Consider the following 17,420-nt stretch of genomic DNA (forward strand, 5'->3'; position numbering starts at 1 on the left):
AGAGGGTGACCGGAGTCACCTGGCCAGCAGCGAGCTGGCTTCCTGCGCGGCCGGCCCTTCGGCGGCGAGATGGGCCAGGTTCTCCGACAGCGGCTCTCCGCGGTGGGCCTTCGTCTGGGCGAACAGCCGCCCGGCGCGGTACGAGGAACGGACGAGCGGCCCGGCCATCACGCCGGCGAAACCCATCGCTTCGGCGGCGTTCGAGTGCTCGACGAACTCTTCGGGCTTGACCCACCGGTCCACCGGGTGGTGCCGGGGCGAGGGGCGCAGGTACTGGGTGATCGTCAGGATCTCGCAGCCGGCGTCGACCAGGTCCTTCATCGCGGGCGCGACCTCTTCCGGGGTCTCGCCCATGCCGAGGATCAGGTTCGACTTCGTCACCAGGCCGGCCTCGCGAGCACGCGTGATCACTTCGAGCGACCGCGCGTAGCGGAAACCCGGCCGGATCCGCTTGAAGATGCGCGGCACCGTCTCGACGTTGTGCGCGAGCACCTCGGGGCGGGAGCCGAAGACTTCGGCGAGCTGGTCCGGGTCGGCGTTGAAGTCCGGGATCAGCAGCTCGACGCCCGTGCCCGGGTTCAACGCGTGGATCTGCCGCACGGTCTCCGCGTACAGCCACGCGCCGCCGTCTTCGAGATCGTCACGGGCGACGCCGGTGACCGTCGAGTAACGCAAACCCATCGCCTGGACGCTCTCGGCGACCTTGCGCGGCTCGGTGCGGTCCAGCTCGGCGGGCTTGCCGGTGTCGATCTGGCAGAAGTCGCAACGCCGGGTGCACTGGTCCCCGCCGATCAGGAACGTGGCCTCACGGTCTTCCCAGCATTCGTNCGGTCCCGTCGTCGATGACGGCGAGCTCGCCGCCGACCTCGACGGTCTCGTCCTCCTGAGCGCTGATCTTCACGACCTTGCCGGCGACCGGGGACGGGACCTCGGTGTCGACCTTGTCCGTGGAGATCTCGAGCAACGGCTCGTCGACCTCGACGGTGTCGCCCTCCTGCTTCAACCACCGGGTGACGGTGCCCTCGGTGACGCTCTCACCGAGCTCCGGCAACGTGACGGAGTAGGCCATCGTTCGCTGACTCCCTTGATATGTCTTGCTTGGTCTGGTTCTTCGACGGTGAGACGTCAGCTGTGGACGTGCAGCGGCTTGCCCGCGAGGGCGAGGAACGCTTCACCGAGGGCCTCGGTCTGGGTGGGGTGCGCGTGGATGAGGGGAGCCACGTCCTCGGGGAACGCCTCCCAGCTGTAGATCAGCTGCGCTTCGCCGATCAGCTCGCCGACGCGGTCGCCCACCATGTGCACGCCGACGACCGGCCCTTCCGGAGCCTTGATCAGCTTGACCCCACCGGAGGTCTTGAGAATCTGGCTCTTTCCGTTGCCGCCGAGGTCGTAGGTGAAGGTGGTGACGCCGGAGCCGTACTTCTCCTTCGCCTGCGACTCGGTGAGTCCGACCGAAGCGACCTCGGGGTGCGAGTAGGTGACGCGCGGGATGCCGCTCTCGTCGATCACTCGCGGCTCCTGGCCGGCGATCTCCTCCGCGACGAAGATGCCCTGCTGGAACCCGCGGTGCGCGAGCTGCAGGCCGGGGACGATGTCACCGACGGCGTAGACGTTCGGCAGGTTGGTGCGCAGGCGGTCGTCGGTGAGGACGAAGCCGCGCTCCATCTTGACGCCGGCCTCCTCGTAGCCGTGCCCGGCCGAGTTCGGGCCACGGCCCACGGCGACCAGCAGCAGGTCGGCTTCGAGCGTCTCGCCGGACTCCAGCGACACGCTGACGCCGTTGTCGTCCTGCTTGGCGCCGGTGAACCGGACGCCGGTCTTGAAGGCGATCTTGCGACGGCGGAAAGCGCGCTCGAGCTGCTTGGACGCGTACTCGTCCTCGTTCGGGACCAGGCGGGGCAGCGCCTCCACGATGGTGACGTCGACGCCGAAGGACGCCCAGACGGACGCGAATTCGACACCGATGACACCACCGCCGAGGACGATGGCCTTCTTCGGGATGTAGTCCAGCGAAAGCGCCTGCTCGCTCGCGATGATGCGGCCGCCCAGCTCCAGGCCGGGCAGCGTCTTCGAGTACGAGCCGGTGGCGAGGATGACGTTCTTGCCGGTGTAGCGGGTGCCTTCGACCTCGACGGTCGTGCCGCCGACGAACGTCCCGGTGCCCTCGACGAGGTTCACCTTGTGCGCCTTGGCCAGACCCTGGAGGCCCTTGTACAGGCGCGAGATGATCCCGTCCTTGTACTTGTTGACGCCGGCGATGTCGATGCCTTCCAGCACGGCCTTCACGCCGAAGGTCTCGGCGTCGCGGGTCTCGTCGGCGACCTCCGCCGCGTGCAGGAGGGCCTTGGTCGGGATGCAGCCTCGGTGGAGGCACGTCCCGCCAAGCTTGTCCTTTTCGATCAGGGTGACGGAAAGGCCCAGCTCGGCCGCGCGGAACGCGGCGGCGTAGCCGCCCGATCCGCCACCCAGGATCACAAGGTCGGCGGAGGTGTCGGTCACTTCAGTAACTCCTCGGCAAGCGGTAGGGGTGGTGCTCTGGCGCCGCTTCGCGCGGTATACGCGCGCGCGGACACTTGCCATCTTGTCACTACGTGTGGAGAGGCTGCGACCTAGGCCGCGTCCTGTGACCCACGGGACACGACCCGCCAGGGTCGCCACGGTGAGCACACACCCGAGTCGGGATAATGGACACTGGACGCGACTGGGAAGTGAGGTGGTCGGAGTGGGTCTGTTCGACTCGCTGCGCCGGCGCTCTAAAGGCGGGCAAAAGCCCGGCACGCTGCGGAAAGCCTCTTCGAACGACTTCAAGCATCTAGAGGAGTGGGCCTCTTCACGGACCGGCGTCGAGGCCTATGTCGAGCCGAAGACCAACGTCACGGAGACCACCGTCGTCCTCATCGCCCACGATGGTGAGTGGACCCGGCGCCGGATCGAGAGCCTGGACGCGGCGCAGCAGTTCGGTCACAAACGGTCGATCCCGGTGTACGAGGTGGCGCGGGTCGGCTACCCGAAGAGGATGCGGGAGTACACCGAGCGGAAGAAGCGCGGCGAAGCCTGAGGCGGGCCCGGCGGATTTCACGCGGATTGCGCCAGAAGGAGTAGGTGCCGCTCCAGCAGCGCCCGGAACGTCGGATGCACCGTCGTGCCCAGCGCCGGGTCGATTTCGACCGTCCGCCACTCTTCGCCGGCGGCCGTCAGCAGCACGACGGCCGGCTCCGCGATCACGACGACACCGCCTTCGGCGCGGAGTTCCGCGGTCCCGAGCAGCCGCGGGAAGACGACGTCGGCGGGCAGGCCGTCGCAGGTCTGGAGGAACTCGCGGTAGTCGCCGGGCAGCCGGAGGCCGAGCCGCGCCTCGGCGGCGCCGATGGTGCGAAGGGAAGCGGCCGGGGGAGCGGTGCCTCCGCCGCGCAGCCGCAGGATGCCCGCGATCATCTCGCGCCAGGAGCCGGTGTCCGGCGGGTAGCGTTCGTACAGCGCCGCGACCAGTGCCCCGGCGCAGACTTCCGGCCACTCGCCGAGCCCGAGCGGGTCGGCTCCCGCGACCAGACGTGGTGCGAGCCGTCGTGTCGCGGCCGCCATCGCGACGTCCGGGCGGCCTTGGCGCGACGCGATCTCCGCCCAGGCGTCCAGGTCGCCTCGCGCGACGGCTTCGCGCAACCGGTCCGGGCGCGACGGCCCGAGACGCGTGACGGCCTCGCCGATCGGAGAGCCGCCGAACAGACCGTCGAGATCGGACGCCCGCCGGGCGAGGTACTCGTCGTGCGCGCGTTCCTCGGCGTCGAGATCGAGCGGAGTCAGCGCCGCGGCCCACTCCGGCCGCGTCCCTTGTGCCTCGAAGAGCATCGCCCACGCGCGGGCCTGCAGCCCGCCGGGCACGAGCGCGGTGACGGGCCGTTCGGTGAGCGCGTGCCAATGCGTGATCAGCCTGCCGGCCTCCGCCATCGTCCCGGACGCGGCGAACAGCAGGGCCGCGTGCGCGATCCGATCGTCGAGCGCCGCGTCGTCACCGCTCAGCACGTCCCTGATCGCGCCTTCGAGGTACGCGTCCCTGTCCACGGCGTCGACCTTGCCATAAAGCGCGTGAAGGCCCCCGGCGGGCTGGCCGCGGGATTCGCCGTCGCCACCATCGCCCGCAAGGTCGCGCCCCCCCGCCGATCAGGAACGTGGCCTCACGGTCTTCCCAGCATTCGTAGATGTTGGGACAACCGGCTTCTTCGCAGACGGTGTGGAGGCCTTCGCGGCGCACCAGGCCTTTGAGTTCGGTGAACTCCGGACCCATCCGGGCGCGCGTCTTGATCCACGACGGCTTCTTTTCGATGGGAGTCTGGGAATTCCGGACCTCGAGCCGCAACAGCTTGCGGCCATCTGGGGCAGCACTCACACCGCCACCCTACGCCCGCCGGAGTAGTGGCCGCCGCTCACGCGGGGTCGGGGGTGACGCCCGTCAACTTGGTGGTCACGTCCCACAACGCGGCGCCCAGCGACTCGCTCCTCGCGGCGGCCAAAGGCCGCACCTTGACCGGCGCGCCGCGAAGCCCGCCGAGCCCGCGCGGGCCGATGTAATCGCCGCCTTCGGCCTCGGGGGAAGTCGCCGCGAACAGCTGCGGGAGCGTGCCCTGGCGGGCGTTCTGCGCGATGAAGATCTCGCCGATCCGGTTGCCGCCGGCGACGAGCGCGCGCACCACGGGGTTGCGGTAGGAGCGGGCCATCCCCGAACCGAGCCCGGTCCACGTGTAGCCAGGATGCGCCGCCACGCTGATGACGTCGTCGCCCGCGGCGCGCAGCCTGCGGTCCAGTTCGAGCGCGAACACCTGATTGGAGAGTTTCGACTGGCCGTAGGCCGAGCCGGGGTTGTACATCCGGCGCTCGAAGTTCGGGTCGGCGATGTCGATGCGTGCGCCCGTCGCCGCGACACTCGACAAGGTGACGACACGCGCTCCGGAGCCGTTCCGCAGGGACGGCATCAGCAGCCAGGTCAGCACCGCGTGCCCGAGATGGTTAGTGCCGAACTGGGTCTCGAAGCCGTCCTTGGTGTGGCCTCGCGGGGTCGCCATGACTCCCGCGTTGTTGACCAGGACGTCGAGCTTGCCGCCCGTGAGTTCCTGGACCTTCTTCGCGGCTTCGCGGACCGAGTCGATGTCGGCGAGGTCCAGCCGGACGAGTTCGGGCGCTTCCCCGGTCGCGGCCGCGCGCACCTGGTCCAGCGCCTTGGCGCCGCGCTCCGGTGATCGGCAGCCGAGCAGCACGCGGGCCCCCTTGCCCGCGAGCACCTCGGACATGCGCAGCCCGAGCCCCGAGTTCGCCCCCGTGACGAACACGGTCCGGCCGGTCTGATCCGGGATGTCGGCCTCGGTCCAGCGCGCGTGAGCAGCCATGCCGGTCACCTAACTACATCGTCGCCTGTGCCGCTACGCCAGGTCAGGCGCTCGGCGCGAGCAACCGGAGCAGGTGACCCATGGGGCTGCGGCGGCGGGCGGGCTTCGCGTGCCGTCCGTGCCGGAGCAGGGTGGCGAACGCGCTGCCGACCTTGGTGATCTCTTCGGCCGGTTCGTTGCCGTCGGCCAGCCCCGCCGTCAGCGCGAGGGTGCGCAGTTCGGCTTCGTGCGACGGGATCAGCGCGGGGCACCGTTCGAGGGCCGCGTCGAGAACGGCGCGGAGGGTCTCGTGCTCGGCCGTGGCGCTGTTCCAGGCACGGGTGACGGCTTCGACCCGGTCGAGCGCGAGATCCTGGTCGGCGTAGTCCGGATCGGTCATCTCGGCGCGGAGGCGACCTGCGAGCACCTGGTTCCACTTGTACCGAAGCGCGACCAGAAGCTCTTCCTCGGTCGCGAAGTACTGGGTGGCGCCAGGGATTTCTTCGAGTGAGATCGCGTCGGACGGGTGGTGACCCGCCTGGCGCAGTGCGGCTTCGAGGATGTCGCGCCGCCGGTAGAAGTCGTTCCAGCTCATGATGTGGGCTCCCCTCCGTGACCCGGTTCATACCGCAGGTTTGCGGCATACTCCCGGTACGGACCTGACAGCAGTCAACATACCATGGGTATGGAGTGGGACCGGCGGCGTAAAGTTGTGAAGGTGGCGACAATGAGGTCAAGGCGGCTGGACTATTCCGAGTCCACCCGGTCGGCACTCGTCGAGAGTGCCGTGGAGCTGTTCACCAAACGCGGGTACGCCGGCACGTCTCTCGACGAGATCGCCAAACGGGCCAGGGTGACGAAGGGCGCGCTCTACCACCATTTCAGTGGGAAGCAGGCGCTGTTCGAGGCCGCCTTCGACACGGTCGAGAGCCAGGTCTTCGACCGGCTCGAGAAGATCATGAACGGCCCGGCCTCGCCGTGGGAGCGGGCGCTAGCCGGGCTGCGCGGTTTCCTGCAGAGCTGCCTCGACCCGGCGTACCAGCGCATCGCGATCCACGAGGCGCCGGTGGTGATGGGCTGGGAACGCTGGCGCGAGGCCGAAGAGCGGTGCAGCTTCGGCCTGGTCCGCACCGGGATCCAGTCGCTCATCGAGGTCGGCGAGGTCGACGACGTCCCGGTGGACGTCACCGCGCGGCTGCTGTTCGGTGCGCTGTCGAGCGCCGCCATCGAGATCGCGAGCTCGCCGGAGCCGAAGAAAGTCAGCGCCCAGGTCGAGGAGGTCCTGGTGCGGCTGCTCGTCGGATTCCGCCGTGTCCCGCCCGCCGAGCACGGGAAAGCGAGCTGACCGCGCCCTGGCTAGGGTGGCGGCGTGGACCTCAGGATCTTTACCGAGCCCCAGCAGGGGGCCAGTTACGAAGACCTGCTCCGGGTGGCCAAGGCCACTGAGGACGCGGGCTACGACGCCTTCTTCCGCAGCGATCACTACCTGAAGATGGGCTCGGCGACCGGGCTGCCGGGGCCGACCGACGCGTGGATCACCCTCGCGGGCCTCGCCCGTGAGACCCGCCGCGTGCGGCTGGGCACCCTCGTCACCGCCGCCACCTTCCGGCATCCGTCGGTGCTCGCGATCTCGGTAGCGCAGGTGGACCAGATGTCGGGCGGCCGCGTCGAGCTCGGCCTCGGTTCCGGCTGGTACGACGACGAGCACACCGCGTACGGCCTCGACCTGCCACCGATGAAGGAGCGCTTCGACCGCTACGCCGAGCAGCTCGCCGTCGTCACCGGGCTGTGGGAGACGCCGGAAGGGGAGACGTTCTCCTTCGACGGCGAGCACTACAAGCTCGTCGACTCGCCGGGCCTGCCGAAGCCGGCACAGCGGCCCCGGCCGCCGGTGATCATCGGCGGTGGCGGCAAGAAGCGCACCCCGGCGCTCGCCGCGCGTTACGCGGACGAGTTCAACCTGCCGTTCGTGGGCCCGGACGTCGCCGCGGCGCAGTTCGGCCGCGTCGACGACGCCGCCCGCGAGATCGGCCGCGACCCCAAGGAGATCATCCGCTCGGCCGCGCTCGTCGTCGCCGTGGGCCGTGACGACGCCGAGGTCGCCAAGCGCGCCGGCGTGCTGGGCCGCGAGGTCTCCGAGCTGCGGGAGAACGGGCTCGCTGGGACGCCGTCGGAGGTCGTCGAGAAGGTCGGGCAGTGGCGGGAGAAGACCGGGATCACCCGGCTCTACCTGCAGCTGCTGGATCTCTCGGATCTGGACCAGATCGAGCTGATCGCTTCCGAGGTCGCCCCTCAGCTGGACTGAAGTACATGAAGGCCCCCTTCCTTGCGTTTCGCCGCGGGCAACTCGAGCTTCATCCTCTTNGACGGGGGTCGCGACCGAGGCCGGGGACGGACTGGTCGTCAACGGGCGCAAGGAAGGGGGCCTTCATGTACTGGCGGGTCACTGAATGTCGACGCCGATGTCCAGGATCTTCGCCGGCCAGGTGATGGTGAGGCGGGACTCCGCCCCGTGGACTGCCCATTCGCCCACCGCGTTGCCGCAGACCGGGCTGCAGTTGTACGCGGTGACCCGGTACATGCGGTCGCCATACGCGGTACAGCTGGCCCAGGCGTACTTCGCCCCGTCGTGCCCGCCGGTACAGCCGGGCGGCGGCGTGGCCGACGCCGCACCGGGCAGGCTCACCGAAGCGGCGACCGCGATACCGGCCGTCGCGAGAACGCGCGAAAACTTGCGCATGACTTCCTCCAGTACGACCACCGGCGTTTCCGGCGGTCGTACGGGTGATCTTCGCAGAGGTCAGTTCTGCAGAGCGAAAGTGACGCCAGGGGCCGCGGGTGCCTCGGGGCGCGGCAGCCAGCGCTCGTCGCTCACCGGCAGGTCGCCTTCCAGCGCCGCGAGCACGGCTTCGCGCGCCATCGGCAGCACCGACGCCACGGTGACCTCGCGGTCGAGCTCGTAGGAAAGTGACGTCACGCCCGCGTCCCGGATGCCGCACGGGACGATTTTGTCGAAGGCGCCCAGGTCGGCGTTGCAGTTCAGCTCGAAACCGTGCATGGTCACGCCGCGCTGGACGCGGATGCCGATCGCGGCGATCTTCCGCTCCGGGCCGCGGTCGTCGGCGGGGATCCAGACGCCGCTGCGCCCCTCGACCCGGCCGGTGTGCACGCCGAGCTGATCGCAGACGGTGATCAGGGCCTCTTCGAGACGCCGCACGTAGTGCACGACGTCGATCGGGTCGGCGAGTTTGATGATCGGGTAGCCGACCAGCTGGCCCGGCCCGTGCCAGGTGATCTTGCCGCCGCGATCGACGTCGATCACCGGGGTGCCGTCGGTCGGCCTGTCCTCGGCTTCCGTGCGCTTGCCCGCGGTGTACACCGACGGGTGCTCCAGCAGCAGCATGGTGTCCGGGCCGTCACCGTCGGCACGGGCTGTCACGTGCTCTCGCTGGAGTTCCCAGGCTTCGGTGTAGTCGATCGTCCCGATCTCGCGGACGTCGACGGGCTCGGCGGAGGCGCGGCATGACGTGGTCGAAGAGCTCACGTCAGCGACACTACGCCGGGTCTTTCGGCAGGGGGAGCAGGCCCAGCCCGGCCGCCGCGATCAGGCCGACGCCGCCCACCGCGAGCACGGATCCCGCGGTGTCGGTCAGCCAGTGCACGCCCAGGACGATGCGGCAGAGTGCGCCGGCCACCGTCGCCGCGGCGGCGACCGTGATCGCCAGGCGCGCGAGGTGCGGACGGGTCCAAGCGCACAGCAGTACCGCGACGAACCCGGTGCACGCGACGGCGACCACGTGCCCGCTCGGATAGCTCAGATCGGGGAATTCGCGCGGCCGCTCCCGGTAGAAGGCCGGTTTCGCGATCAGGCTGGTCATCCGGCACAGCAGCAGGACGACGGCGAGTTTGACGCACAACACGGTCAGGTCCCGGCGGCGCCAGGCGAGTACCACCAGCACCGCGCCCAGCACGAACGGCAGGACCGGGCCGAGGACGTTCGTGACCAGGCCCGCCACCTGACCGGCGGGCCTGGTGTGCTGACCGCGGAACGCGTCGGCGAGCGCGACGTCCACCGGCGGTGGACGCTCGTCGACGGACAGCCCGAGGAGGACGAAACCGATCAGCAGGACGGACCCGGCGAGGGTGTACAGACCGCGCCGCACGGTCATGTCGCGGCGGCCAGCGCGTCCTCGAGGGTCGGATGGCGGAACGCGTAGCCCGCCTCCTCCAGCACACGCGGCAGGGCGCGCTGCCCGAACAGCGCCATCTCCTCGGCCGCCTGCCCGAGGGCGAACTTCATGGCGAAACCGGGTACCTGCCAGATCGCCGGCCGGTGCACGGCGCGGCCCAAGGCCTTCGTGAAGGCGGCGTTCGTGGCGGGCTGCGGTCCGGAGAGGTTGACCGGGCCGGACAGCGATTCGTTCTCCAGCGCGAAAACGATCGCGCCGACCTCGTCGTCGAGCGAGATCCACGGCATGTATTGCTTGCCGTCACCGAGTTTTCCGCCGAGCCCCAGCCGGAACAGCGGTCGCAGGACATCCAGGAGCCCGCCTTCGCGCGCGAGCACCAGCCCGGTGCGGATGCGCACGACCCGGGCACCGGCGGTGGCCGCGGTCTTGGTGGCGCCTTCCCACGCGGTGCAGAGCCCGGCGAGGAAACCGCGTCCGACCGGGCTCGTTTCGTCCACAAGGGACGGACCGGCGTCGCCGTAGTAGCCGACGGCGGAAGCGTTGACCAGCACGGGGATCCCGTGTTCGGCGACGGCTTCCGCGAGGACCTCCGTCGGTTCGACCCGGCTGTCGAGGAGGACCTGTTTGCGGGCCGCGCTCCAGCGCCCCGGGAGCAAGGGGGCTCCCGCGAGGTTCACGACGGCGTCGACCCCGTCGAGCGCGCCGTCCGCGATCGCGCCGGCGGGGGGATCCCAGCGGCGTTCGTCGGCCGCCCGCTCCTCCCGGCGGACGAGACGGACCACTTCGTGCCCGGAACGGCGTAAGCGTGTCGTGAGGGAGGTGCCGATCAGCCCGCTCGCGCCCGCGATCAGAACTCGCATGATCCGATCGTGTCCTATCCGCGACCCGGGCGCACGCTCAGGTTCTTCAATTGCCCCGCGACGTCGGACGCGGCGGTGAGCAGCACCAGCACCGGGATCGTCGCGGCGGGCCGGAGCCGGTAACTGCCGCGTCTGTCCTGCTCGACGATTCCGGCGCCGGTCAGCGCTTTGAGGTGGTGGTACAGCTGGCCCGGCGATCCGAGTTCGGCGGCCTCCTGAAGGGCGGGCGCGGTCTGCGCGCCCTTTTCGGCCAGCGTCCGCACCAGTGCCACCCGTGCGGTGCTGGACAGTGCCGCGAGCACTTCGACCCGCGGCCCGTCCGCGAGCGCCAGCATCGGGCCGGGTGTGACGTTGATCGCCCAGCTCAGTTCGAACGGCTCGGTCAGCTCGCCCTGATAGCCGACCAGCCCGCCAGGGCCTGCCACCGGTTCGGCCCGCTGCTCGCCTTCAAGCGCGGCGACCCGTGCTTCGAGTGCGGCGATCCGGTCGGCGAGCTCAGCGTTCATACCGGTTATCTATACCGTCGATCAGCGGAGCGCTCGTTCCAGGGCGGTGAACCGGGCCGGGTCGGACAGCGCCGCGAGTACGAGTTCGATGAGCGGCAGGGCGTTCTGCATGTCCTGGTCGCTCACGCCGGTGAGCAGGACGGCCGCCGTGCCCGAACGCCCGCCCGGCCAGCGGACGGAAAGCCCGAGGGTCAGTGAACGCGGCAGGCTTCCGCCCTTGAAGAGCACTTCGTTCGCTCCGGGCGGTACGCGGTCCGCGAGCGGCTTCGCGAGGATCTCGCGCGCGGGTGCGTACAGGCCCTTCGCGATGCTGCGGTGAAGCGTGAACAGATCCGACGCCGAGCCCTGGCCGTGCCCCTTGATCCACGGCCATTGAGCGTCGGAGGTGCCCGGCATGTCGGGCCAGCGCTTGAAGGCTTCGGCGCGGAACCCCGGATCGCGCACGAACCGGCGCGCGACCGCGTCACCCATCGCCCGCCGGACGGCGACCGGGCTGCCGGGTGGGGGCCCGTACTCCGGCATCATCAGCATCAGGACCTCGCCGCCGAGCGATCGGGTGTCCGGCCGGAACCAGCCGCCCCGCGCCGCCGCCCGCTGGAGGGCGGGGTCGCCGAGGCGGACACGGAGATAGTCCGTGGCGGCGTTGTCGCTGAAGAGGATCATCGCTTCGGCGAGCCTCGCCAGGGGGACACGCTGCTCGGGATCCTTGGCGATGCCGTACTCGTCGCAAGGGACGCCCAGCCAGTTGAGCGCCTGGAAATGCGCGCGGCCGTCGGCGACGAAGGGATGGTGGGCGTCCCAGTCGCCCACCCGGATCTGTTCCTTCGGGTCGAGCCTGCCCTCGGCGACCGCGACGGCGTACGCGCTGAGATGCACGACCTTGACCGACGAGGCCAGAACGCGCCGGACGTCGGCGTCGCGCGCGGCGCGGCGGCCCGCGCCGTCGTCGATCAGGACGGAGACATCGCTTCGATGGGTGGCGATCCAGTCGAGCCAACCCTGTTCGGTCTTCGTGTCCGGCTTGGCCGCGGTCGCGGTTCCCGGTAGCAGCAACGCGGCCGATCCCGCGGCGGCGCCGGCCAGCAGATGGCGTCTGGTCAGCATGGGTGGCACCCTCCCTCTTGTTTTCCGTAATTCCGGAATACTAGAGTCCAGGCTGCCTGTCAAACCTTCGCATTCAGAGGACTAAATGCGGGAGAAAAGAGGAAGGCCCCCGCCCCGCCGAAGCGGAGCGAGGGCCTTCACGGACTACCGGAGGATCAGAGACCGAGCTCGTCCTCGAAGTTGCCCTCTTCCAGACGCTGCTTGATCGTCGTGACGAAGCGGCCCGCGTCGGCCCCGTCCACCAGGCGGTGGTCGTAGGTCAGCGGCAGGAACGCCATCGACCGGACGGCGATCGTGTCGTTGCCGTCGGCGTCCGCGATCACGACCGGGCGCTTCACGACCGCGCCGGTCCCGAGCATGCCGGACTGCGGCTGCACGATGATCGGCGTGTCGAACAGGGCGCCGTTGGAGCCGATGTTCGTGATCGTGAAGGTGCCGCCCGACAGCTCGTCCGGCTTGATCTGGCCCGAACGCGCGCGGCCGGCCAGGTCGGCGATGCGGTGCGCGAGACCGGCGAGGCTGAGCTCACCCGCGTCGTGGATGACCACCGACAGCAGACCCTTTTCGGTGTCCACCGCGATCCCCAGGTGCACCGCACCGTGGTAGGTGATCTCCTTCGTGTCCTCGTTGTAGGACGCGTTGACGTTCGGGTGCTGCTTGAGCGCCTCGACAGTGGCCTTCGCGAAGAACGGCAGGAACGTCAGGTTGACGCCCTCGCGCTCCTTGAAGGCCGCCTTCGCCCGCTGGCGGAGCTTGGCGATCTTCGTGACGTCCACCTCGTGGACCTGCGTGAGCTGCGCGGAAACCTGCAGCGACTCGCGGGTCTTCGTGGCGGTGATCTGACGGATCCGGCTGGCCTTCTGCACGGTGCCGCGCAGAGCCGCGAGCTCCGGCGAAACCGCGGCCTTGCGCGGAGCCGACGGGGCGGCGGCGGGTGCCGGGGCGGCGGCAGCGGGCTGCGCGGCGGGAGCCGGGGCGGCCTTCTGCTTGGCCTCGGCGGCCGCGAGCACGTCCTGCTTGCGGATGCGGCCACCGACACCGCTGCCGGTCAGCGACGACAGGTCGATGCCGTGCTCCGAAGCGAGCTTGCGGACCAGCGGCGTCACGTACGGCGCGTTGTCCGAGCCGTTGTCGCTGCTCGCCGCCGGCTTCGGGGCCTCGGCCTTGGGAGCCGGGGCGGCCTGAGGAGCCGGGGCGGGCTTCGGCGCGGGAGCCGCTTCGGCCTTGGGCTCGGGCTTCGGTTCCGGCTTGGGCTCCGGCTTCGGCTCGGGCTTGGGTTCCGGCTTGGGCTCGGCCTTCGGGGCCGGGGCGGAACCAGCGGCCCCGATCACCGCGAGCACACCGCCGACCTCGACGGTCTCGTCCTCACCGGCGCGGATCTCCAGCACGGTGCCGGCGACCGGGGACGGGACCTCGGTGTCGACCTTGTCCGTGGAGATCTCGAGCAACGGCTCGTCGACCTCGACGCTCTCGCCGACCTGCTTGAGCCACCGGGTGACCGTGCCCTCGGTGACGCTCTCGCCCAGCTCGGGCAGCTTCACCTCGGTGCCTTCGCCGCCCGAAGCCGGCGCGGTGTCCGGCTGGGACGGCGCGGAGGCCTCCTCCTTCGCGGGCTCCGGCTCCGGCTCGGGCTGCGCCTCTTCCGCGGCCGGCTCGGCGGAACCGGAGGACTCCGGCACCCCGCCGGTCCCGTCGTCGATGACGGCGAGCTCGCCGCCGACCTCGACGGTCTCGTCCTCCTGAGCGCTGATCTTCACGACCTTGCCGGCGACCGGGGACGGGACCTCGGTGTCGACCTTGTCCGTGGAGATCTCGAGCAACGGCTCGTCGACCTCGACGGTGTCGCCCTCCTGCTTCAACCACCGGGTGACGGTGCCCTCGGTGACGCTCTCACCGANTGACTTCGACACTGATCACCTTCCCTCGGCTCAGCCGAGGGAAGGGGGCCTTCACGCGCGAAAAGGGTCAGCCGTTCGCGGCGATGTCCGCGAGGACCGCGGCGATGGTGCGGACCGGGACGCCGGTGCCGCCCTTGCCGGTGTAACCCCACGGCCCGGAGGTGTTGAACGACGGGCCCGCGATGTCGATATGCGCCCAGGGCAGGCCCTCGGTGACGAACTCGCGCAGGAAGATGCCCGCGGCGAGCATGCCGCCCCAGCGGTGCCCGGTGACGTTGGCCAGGTCGGCGAGGCGCGAGTCGAGGTCGGCGCGCAGCTCCTCCGGCAGCGGCATGGCCCAGCCGCCCTCGCCGGTGGCCTGCGCGATCGAGGCGACGCGGTCGCGGAACTCGTCCGAACCCATGACGCCCGCGGTGCGGTTGCCCAGCGCGACGACCTGCGCGCCGGTCAGGGTCGAGGTCTCGATCAGGTAGTCGGGGTTCTCCTCGCCCGCGCGCACGATGGCGTCGGCCAGCACGAGACGGCCTTCGGCGTCGGTGTTGAGCACCTCGACGGTCTTGCCGCCGTACATGCTGAGCACGTCGCCCGGCCGGTACGAGGTGGCCGAGGGCAGGTTCTCCGCCAGCGGGATGTGCGCGACGACCTCGAGCGGGTACTTCAGCTTCGCGGCCAGCACCACGGAAGCGAGCACGGCGGCCGCGCCCGACATGTCCGAGGTCATGTGGTCCATGTTCGCGGCGGGCTTGATCGAGATGCCGCCCGAGTCGAAGGTGATGCCCTTGCCGACCAGCGCGACCTTCTTCGAGGCCTTCGCGGGCTTGTAGGCGATGCGCAGCAGGCGCGGCTGCCGCGACGAACCGCCGCCGACGCCGAGGATGCCGCCGAAGCCCTTGCGCTTGAGGGCCTTCTCGTCGAGGACCTCGAAGTCGAGGTTGTTCGCCTCGGCCAGCGTCTTCGCGCGGTCGGCGAAGGAGGCCGGGAACAGGTCGTTCGGCGGGGTGTTGATCAGGTCGCGGGCGATGATGACCGACTCGGCGATCAGGCCGGCGGCCTTCAGCGTCGCCTTGTGGTCCTTGGCGGTGCCCTCTTCGGGGCTCACGAAGTCGACCTTGGCGACCGGGCCGTCGCCCTTCTCGGAGCGGTACTCGGTGAAGTTGTAGGCGCCGAGCACGCTGCCCTCGACGGCGGCCTGCAGGTCGATCGCCGACAGCGTGACGAACGCGCGGTCGGTCCCGCTCAGCGCCCGCGCGGCGGCACCGGCGCCCCGGCGGACCTGCTCGGCGGTGACGCCCTCCGCGCCCGCCTTGCCGAGGCCGACGGCCAGCACGACACCGGCGGACAGCTTGCCCAGCGTCGGCACCTTGACGACCTCGTCGGCCTTGCCGGAGGCGCCGAGGGTGCCGAGGACCTCGGCGAGCTTGCCGTCGAAAGCGGCGTCGGCGACGGAGGAACCGGCGGCGAGAGCCAGACCGTCCTCACCCTGCAGGGTGCCGATCACGACGACGTCGGCGCGCGTCTTGGCAAGCGCCGCTTCGGCGTTCTCGGTCAGGGCAAGCTTCGGCACGGTCACTTCTGGCTCCTCGCGCGTTCGCGGTGGTACCGGGCGGCCGCCCGGTTGGATCGTGAGCCATGCTAATGACAGTGGGACCTGGGGGAACAGCGGGGCCGACCGGGTAACTGGACGAACTGGAAGGGAGACGGCGTGCGACTGGCTGGCGGTCTGCTCATCGCGCTGGCGGTGGGCACCTCCGGAGCGGACTACTGGATACTCGTCGCCGTCGTGGTCGCAGCCGTGCTCGCGGTCGCGGTCGAGGCGTTGCTTCCGCGGTTGGGTGACACCCGGGCCGAGCGGATCGCGGGGTCCGTTTCGCGGCTGGGCCTGGTCCTGGTCTTCGCGACGACGTTCGGCCAGTACCTCTTCCCGTCCGCGCCGGGAGCCGCCGCCGCGGTGGTCGCCGTCGTGGTGACCGTCGCCGACCTGGCCGGGGTCCGCCTCGGCGACTACGCAGCCCGCTGGGTCACCGGCCTGCTGCTGGCCGCGGCCGTGTCCCTGATCGCGATCTGCGTCGGGATCCCGCCGCTGGCGCAGTTCATCGCGCCGGACCCGCCGTCCGTGCCCGGGCTCGGCCTCGCCGTGCTGGTGCTGCTGCCGTTCCTGCTGCCCCGCCGTCCCGGCGCGGGCCGCGCCGCCGCGGTGGGGGCCGTGGCCGTCGCGATCACCGCCGTCGCCCTCTACCAGCTGGGCCCGATCCGGCTGGGGCTCTCGGCGACGTCGTTCCGTGAGCTCCTCGCCGCGGCCGACGCGGTTTCGCTGCTGCCGGTGCTGACCGTCGTGGCCGCCGTGGCGACCGTCCCCGTCGCGGTGGACGCCTTCACCGACGGCCGCGAGCGGCTTTCCCCGGAACGTCCGAAGGCGACACTCGCTTGTGGACTGATCGTGGCCGTCGCCGCGGCCTTCGCTGGGCCGGTCGTGGCCCTCGGGCTCGCGGGAGTGGGAACGCTCACCGAACTGGTTCTGCGGGTCCGCGCCCGTCGGTACCGTTCAAGGCGTGCGTGATCCTCACTGGACCCCGGGCGACACGGTCGTCGAACGCTTCCTGCGACCGGACGGCTCGATCGGCCAGCATCACCCGCTTCGCGTCATCTCCGACGACGGCACCGTGCTGCTCGGCTGGCTGCCCGCGGACACCCCGATCGTCGGCAGCAGGCTCGCCGACGGGCGCCTCTTCCGCGAGGCGCCGCTGGAGGAGCGGTTCCGGGTGCCGAGGGTGCGCGTGGCGGACCTCTGGCGCGACACCTCGACGCTGCGCCGCATCGCCGACGACGAATGGTCGTCGGTCTGGTGGTTCTTCGACGCCGGCGGCCGCTTCCTGAACTGGTACGTCAACCTCGAGGTCCCGCTGGGGCGCACGGCGTCGGGACCCGACCGCATCGACGGCATCCTCGACGTCGCCGTCGAGCCCGGCGGGCGCTGGCAGTGGAAGGACGAGGACGAGGCGGAGGAGGCCGTCCTCGCCGGCCGCATCACCGCGTGGCAGCTCGAACGCCTGCGTGCCGAGGGTGAGCGGATCGGGGCACTCGCGGACGCCGGGGCGTTCCCCTTCGACGGGACGTGGACCGACTTCCGGCCCGACCCGGACTGGCCCGCGCCCGGCCTCCCCGAGGGGTTGCTCTAGCTCACCTGGAGGAGCAGGAGCAGCACCAGCACCACGTTGATCACCGTCAGGATGACCACCGATTTGGTGGACAGCTCGCGCGGGAACACCTTGCCGTGAATGCTCTTCCACCAGAAGATGCCGAAACCGCCGGCGACCAGGCCGAGGAACGCGCCGAAGCCGCTGTCGAGCAGGGCCCAGCCGTCCATCATCAGCACGCCGGTGCCGAAGGTGAGCAGCACGGCCGTCGCGAACGTCTTGACGTCGGCCCCCGCGCCGGGGGTGGCGGGCTGGGCCGGGGTGGCGGGCTGCATCTGGTTGTACGTCACGCCGCCATCCTAGGGGCGCGA

General features: G+C 70.5%; 18 protein-coding genes and 3 pseudogenes. 5 read left to right on the plus strand and 16 right to left on the minus strand.

The annotated features are described in order from the left end of the window. Nucleotides 1–15: 15 nt before the first annotated feature. The 3 genes and pseudogenes from LCL61_RS15470 to lpdA form a co-directional block, all read right to left on the minus strand. Nucleotides 16–825 (minus strand): annotated as a pseudogene (locus LCL61_RS15470) (lipoyl synthase); the annotation flags it as partial. A gap of 4 nt (nt 826–829) precedes the next feature. Next, a pseudogene (locus LCL61_RS15475) lies at nt 830–1,069 on the minus strand (biotin/lipoyl-containing protein); the annotation flags it as partial. A 56-nt stretch (nt 1,070–1,125) separates the two neighbouring features. Beyond that, nucleotides 1,126–2,499, minus strand: coding sequence for a dihydrolipoyl dehydrogenase (gene lpdA, locus LCL61_RS15480; RefSeq protein WP_340687465.1), 1,374 nt, complete (start codon nt 2,497–2,499; stop codon nt 1,126–1,128). Nucleotides 2,500–2,713: 214 nt separating this feature from the next. Here lpdA and LCL61_RS15485 point away from each other — a divergent pair, with 214 nt between their 5' ends. Further along, nucleotides 2,714–3,058, plus strand: a complete 345-nt coding sequence (locus LCL61_RS15485; RefSeq protein WP_020630431.1) for a hypothetical protein — start codon at nt 2,714–2,716, stop codon at nt 3,056–3,058. Nucleotides 3,059–3,075: 17 nt separating this feature from the next. Here the strand turns inward: LCL61_RS15485 and LCL61_RS15490 are convergent, their stop codons facing one another. From LCL61_RS15490 to LCL61_RS15505, 4 genes and pseudogenes are all read right to left on the minus strand, one after another. Beyond that, the gene (locus tag LCL61_RS15490) at nt 3,076–4,059 is read right to left on the minus strand and encodes an SMI1/KNR4 family protein (RefSeq protein ID WP_340687466.1); all 984 of its coding nucleotides are present in this window, start codon (nt 4,057–4,059) and stop codon (nt 3,076–3,078) included. A 91-nt stretch (nt 4,060–4,150) separates the two neighbouring features. Beyond that, nucleotides 4,151–4,384 (minus strand): annotated as a pseudogene (locus LCL61_RS15495) (lipoyl synthase); the annotation flags it as partial. 37 nt (nt 4,385–4,421) lie between these two features. After that, nucleotides 4,422–5,378, minus strand: a complete 957-nt coding sequence (locus tag LCL61_RS15500; protein WP_340687467.1) for an oxidoreductase — start codon at nt 5,376–5,378, stop codon at nt 4,422–4,424. 43 nt (nt 5,379–5,421) lie between these two features. Next, nucleotides 5,422–5,952 carry a hypothetical protein gene (locus tag LCL61_RS15505; RefSeq protein WP_340687468.1) on the minus strand — a complete coding sequence of 177 codons (531 nt, stop codon included), beginning with the start codon at nt 5,950–5,952 and terminating at the stop codon, nt 5,422–5,424. 132 nt (nt 5,953–6,084) lie between these two features. Here LCL61_RS15505 and LCL61_RS15510 point away from each other — a divergent pair, with 132 nt between their 5' ends. Together LCL61_RS15510 and LCL61_RS15515 are read left to right on the plus strand one after the other, a co-directional pair. Further along, nucleotides 6,085–6,702 (plus strand): TetR/AcrR family transcriptional regulator, encoded by a 618-nt coding sequence (locus tag LCL61_RS15510; RefSeq protein ID WP_016336085.1) that lies wholly within the window; start codon nt 6,085–6,087, stop codon nt 6,700–6,702. 24 nt (nt 6,703–6,726) lie between these two features. After that, nucleotides 6,727–7,662, plus strand: coding sequence for an LLM class F420-dependent oxidoreductase (locus tag LCL61_RS15515; RefSeq protein ID WP_340687469.1), 936 nt, complete (start codon nt 6,727–6,729; stop codon nt 7,660–7,662). A 138-nt stretch (nt 7,663–7,800) separates the two neighbouring features. On the opposite strand, the gene LCL61_RS15520 is transcribed toward LCL61_RS15515, so the two are convergent. The 8 genes from LCL61_RS15520 to LCL61_RS15555 form a co-directional block, all read right to left on the minus strand. Beyond that, the gene (locus LCL61_RS15520) at nt 7,801–8,097 is read right to left on the minus strand and encodes a hypothetical protein (RefSeq protein ID WP_340687470.1); all 297 of its coding nucleotides are present in this window, start codon (nt 8,095–8,097) and stop codon (nt 7,801–7,803) included. A 60-nt stretch (nt 8,098–8,157) separates the two neighbouring features. Beyond that, a complete protein-coding gene (lipB, locus tag LCL61_RS15525) occupies nt 8,158–8,901 on the minus strand; it encodes a lipoyl(octanoyl) transferase LipB (RefSeq protein WP_340687471.1) in 744 nt (247 codons plus the stop codon). A gap of 10 nt (nt 8,902–8,911) precedes the next feature. Then, the gene (locus tag LCL61_RS15530; RefSeq protein ID WP_340687472.1) at nt 8,912–9,526 is read right to left on the minus strand and encodes a phosphatase PAP2 family protein; all 615 of its coding nucleotides are present in this window, start codon (nt 9,524–9,526) and stop codon (nt 8,912–8,914) included. Beyond that, the gene (locus LCL61_RS15535; RefSeq protein WP_340687473.1) at nt 9,523–10,407 is read right to left on the minus strand and encodes a TIGR01777 family oxidoreductase; all 885 of its coding nucleotides are present in this window, start codon (nt 10,405–10,407) and stop codon (nt 9,523–9,525) included. Before LCL61_RS15535 ends, LCL61_RS15530 begins: the two co-directional genes overlap by 4 nt. A gap of 14 nt (nt 10,408–10,421) precedes the next feature. After that, nucleotides 10,422–10,913, minus strand: coding sequence for a helix-turn-helix domain-containing protein (locus LCL61_RS15540; RefSeq protein WP_340687474.1), 492 nt, complete (start codon nt 10,911–10,913; stop codon nt 10,422–10,424). A 21-nt stretch (nt 10,914–10,934) separates the two neighbouring features. Then, nucleotides 10,935–12,017, minus strand: a complete 1,083-nt coding sequence (locus tag LCL61_RS15545) for a serine hydrolase (RefSeq protein WP_340687475.1) — start codon at nt 12,015–12,017, stop codon at nt 10,935–10,937. A 155-nt stretch (nt 12,018–12,172) separates the two neighbouring features. Further along, complete coding sequence (gene sucB / locus LCL61_RS15550; protein ID WP_340687476.1) at nt 12,173–13,927, minus strand: 2-oxoglutarate dehydrogenase, E2 component, dihydrolipoamide succinyltransferase; 1,755 nt, start codon at nt 13,925–13,927, stop codon at nt 12,173–12,175. Nucleotides 13,928–13,982: 55 nt separating this feature from the next. After that, nucleotides 13,983–15,485: a leucyl aminopeptidase gene (locus tag LCL61_RS15555; protein ID WP_340687477.1), complete on the minus strand. Its 1,503-nt coding sequence runs from the start codon at nt 15,483–15,485 to the stop codon at nt 13,983–13,985. A gap of 132 nt (nt 15,486–15,617) precedes the next feature. On the opposite strand from LCL61_RS15555, the gene LCL61_RS15560 reads away from it, so the two are divergent. Continuing rightward, nucleotides 15,618–16,472 (plus strand): hypothetical protein, encoded by an 855-nt coding sequence (locus LCL61_RS15560; RefSeq protein WP_340687478.1) that lies wholly within the window; start codon nt 15,618–15,620, stop codon nt 16,470–16,472. Then, nucleotides 16,465–17,091, plus strand: a complete 627-nt coding sequence (locus LCL61_RS15565) for a DUF402 domain-containing protein (RefSeq protein WP_340687479.1) — start codon at nt 16,465–16,467, stop codon at nt 17,089–17,091. Before LCL61_RS15560 ends, LCL61_RS15565 begins: the two co-directional genes overlap by 8 nt. Here LCL61_RS15565 and LCL61_RS15570 read toward each other — a convergent pair. Further along, nucleotides 17,088–17,399, minus strand: coding sequence for a hypothetical protein (locus LCL61_RS15570; RefSeq protein ID WP_340687480.1), 312 nt, complete (start codon nt 17,397–17,399; stop codon nt 17,088–17,090). The two genes, LCL61_RS15565 and LCL61_RS15570, sit on opposite strands and share 4 nt — an antisense overlap. Nucleotides 17,400–17,420 lie beyond the last annotated feature (21 nt).

It is taken from the genome of Amycolatopsis coloradensis, assembly GCF_037997115.1.
Taxonomy (GTDB): domain Bacteria; phylum Actinomycetota; class Actinomycetes; order Mycobacteriales; family Pseudonocardiaceae; genus Amycolatopsis; species Amycolatopsis coloradensis_A.

Coding starts and splice junctions, on each gene's coding strand:
- LCL61_RS15500 (WP_340687467.1), bottom strand. CDS start 5,378: ATGGCTGCTCACGCGCGCTGGACCGAGGCCGACATCCCGGATCAGACC.
- LCL61_RS15505 (WP_340687468.1), bottom strand. CDS start 5,952: ATGAGCTGGAACGACTTCTACCGGCGGCGCGACATCCTCGAAGCCGCA.
- LCL61_RS15510 (WP_016336085.1), top strand. CDS start 6,085: ATGAGGTCAAGGCGGCTGGACTATTCCGAGTCCACCCGGTCGGCACTC.
- LCL61_RS15520 (WP_340687470.1), bottom strand. CDS start 8,097: ATGCGCAAGTTTTCGCGCGTTCTCGCGACGGCCGGTATCGCGGTCGCC.
- LCL61_RS15530 (WP_340687472.1), bottom strand. CDS start 9,526: ATGACCGTGCGGCGCGGTCTGTACACCCTCGCCGGGTCCGTCCTGCTG.
- LCL61_RS15535 (WP_340687473.1), bottom strand. CDS start 10,407: ATGCGAGTTCTGATCGCGGGCGCGAGCGGGCTGATCGGCACCTCCCTC.
- LCL61_RS15540 (WP_340687474.1), bottom strand. CDS start 10,913: ATGAACGCTGAGCTCGCCGACCGGATCGCCGCACTCGAAGCACGGGTC.
- LCL61_RS15545 (WP_340687475.1), bottom strand. CDS start 12,017: ATGCTGACCAGACGCCATCTGCTGGCCGGCGCCGCCGCGGGATCGGCC.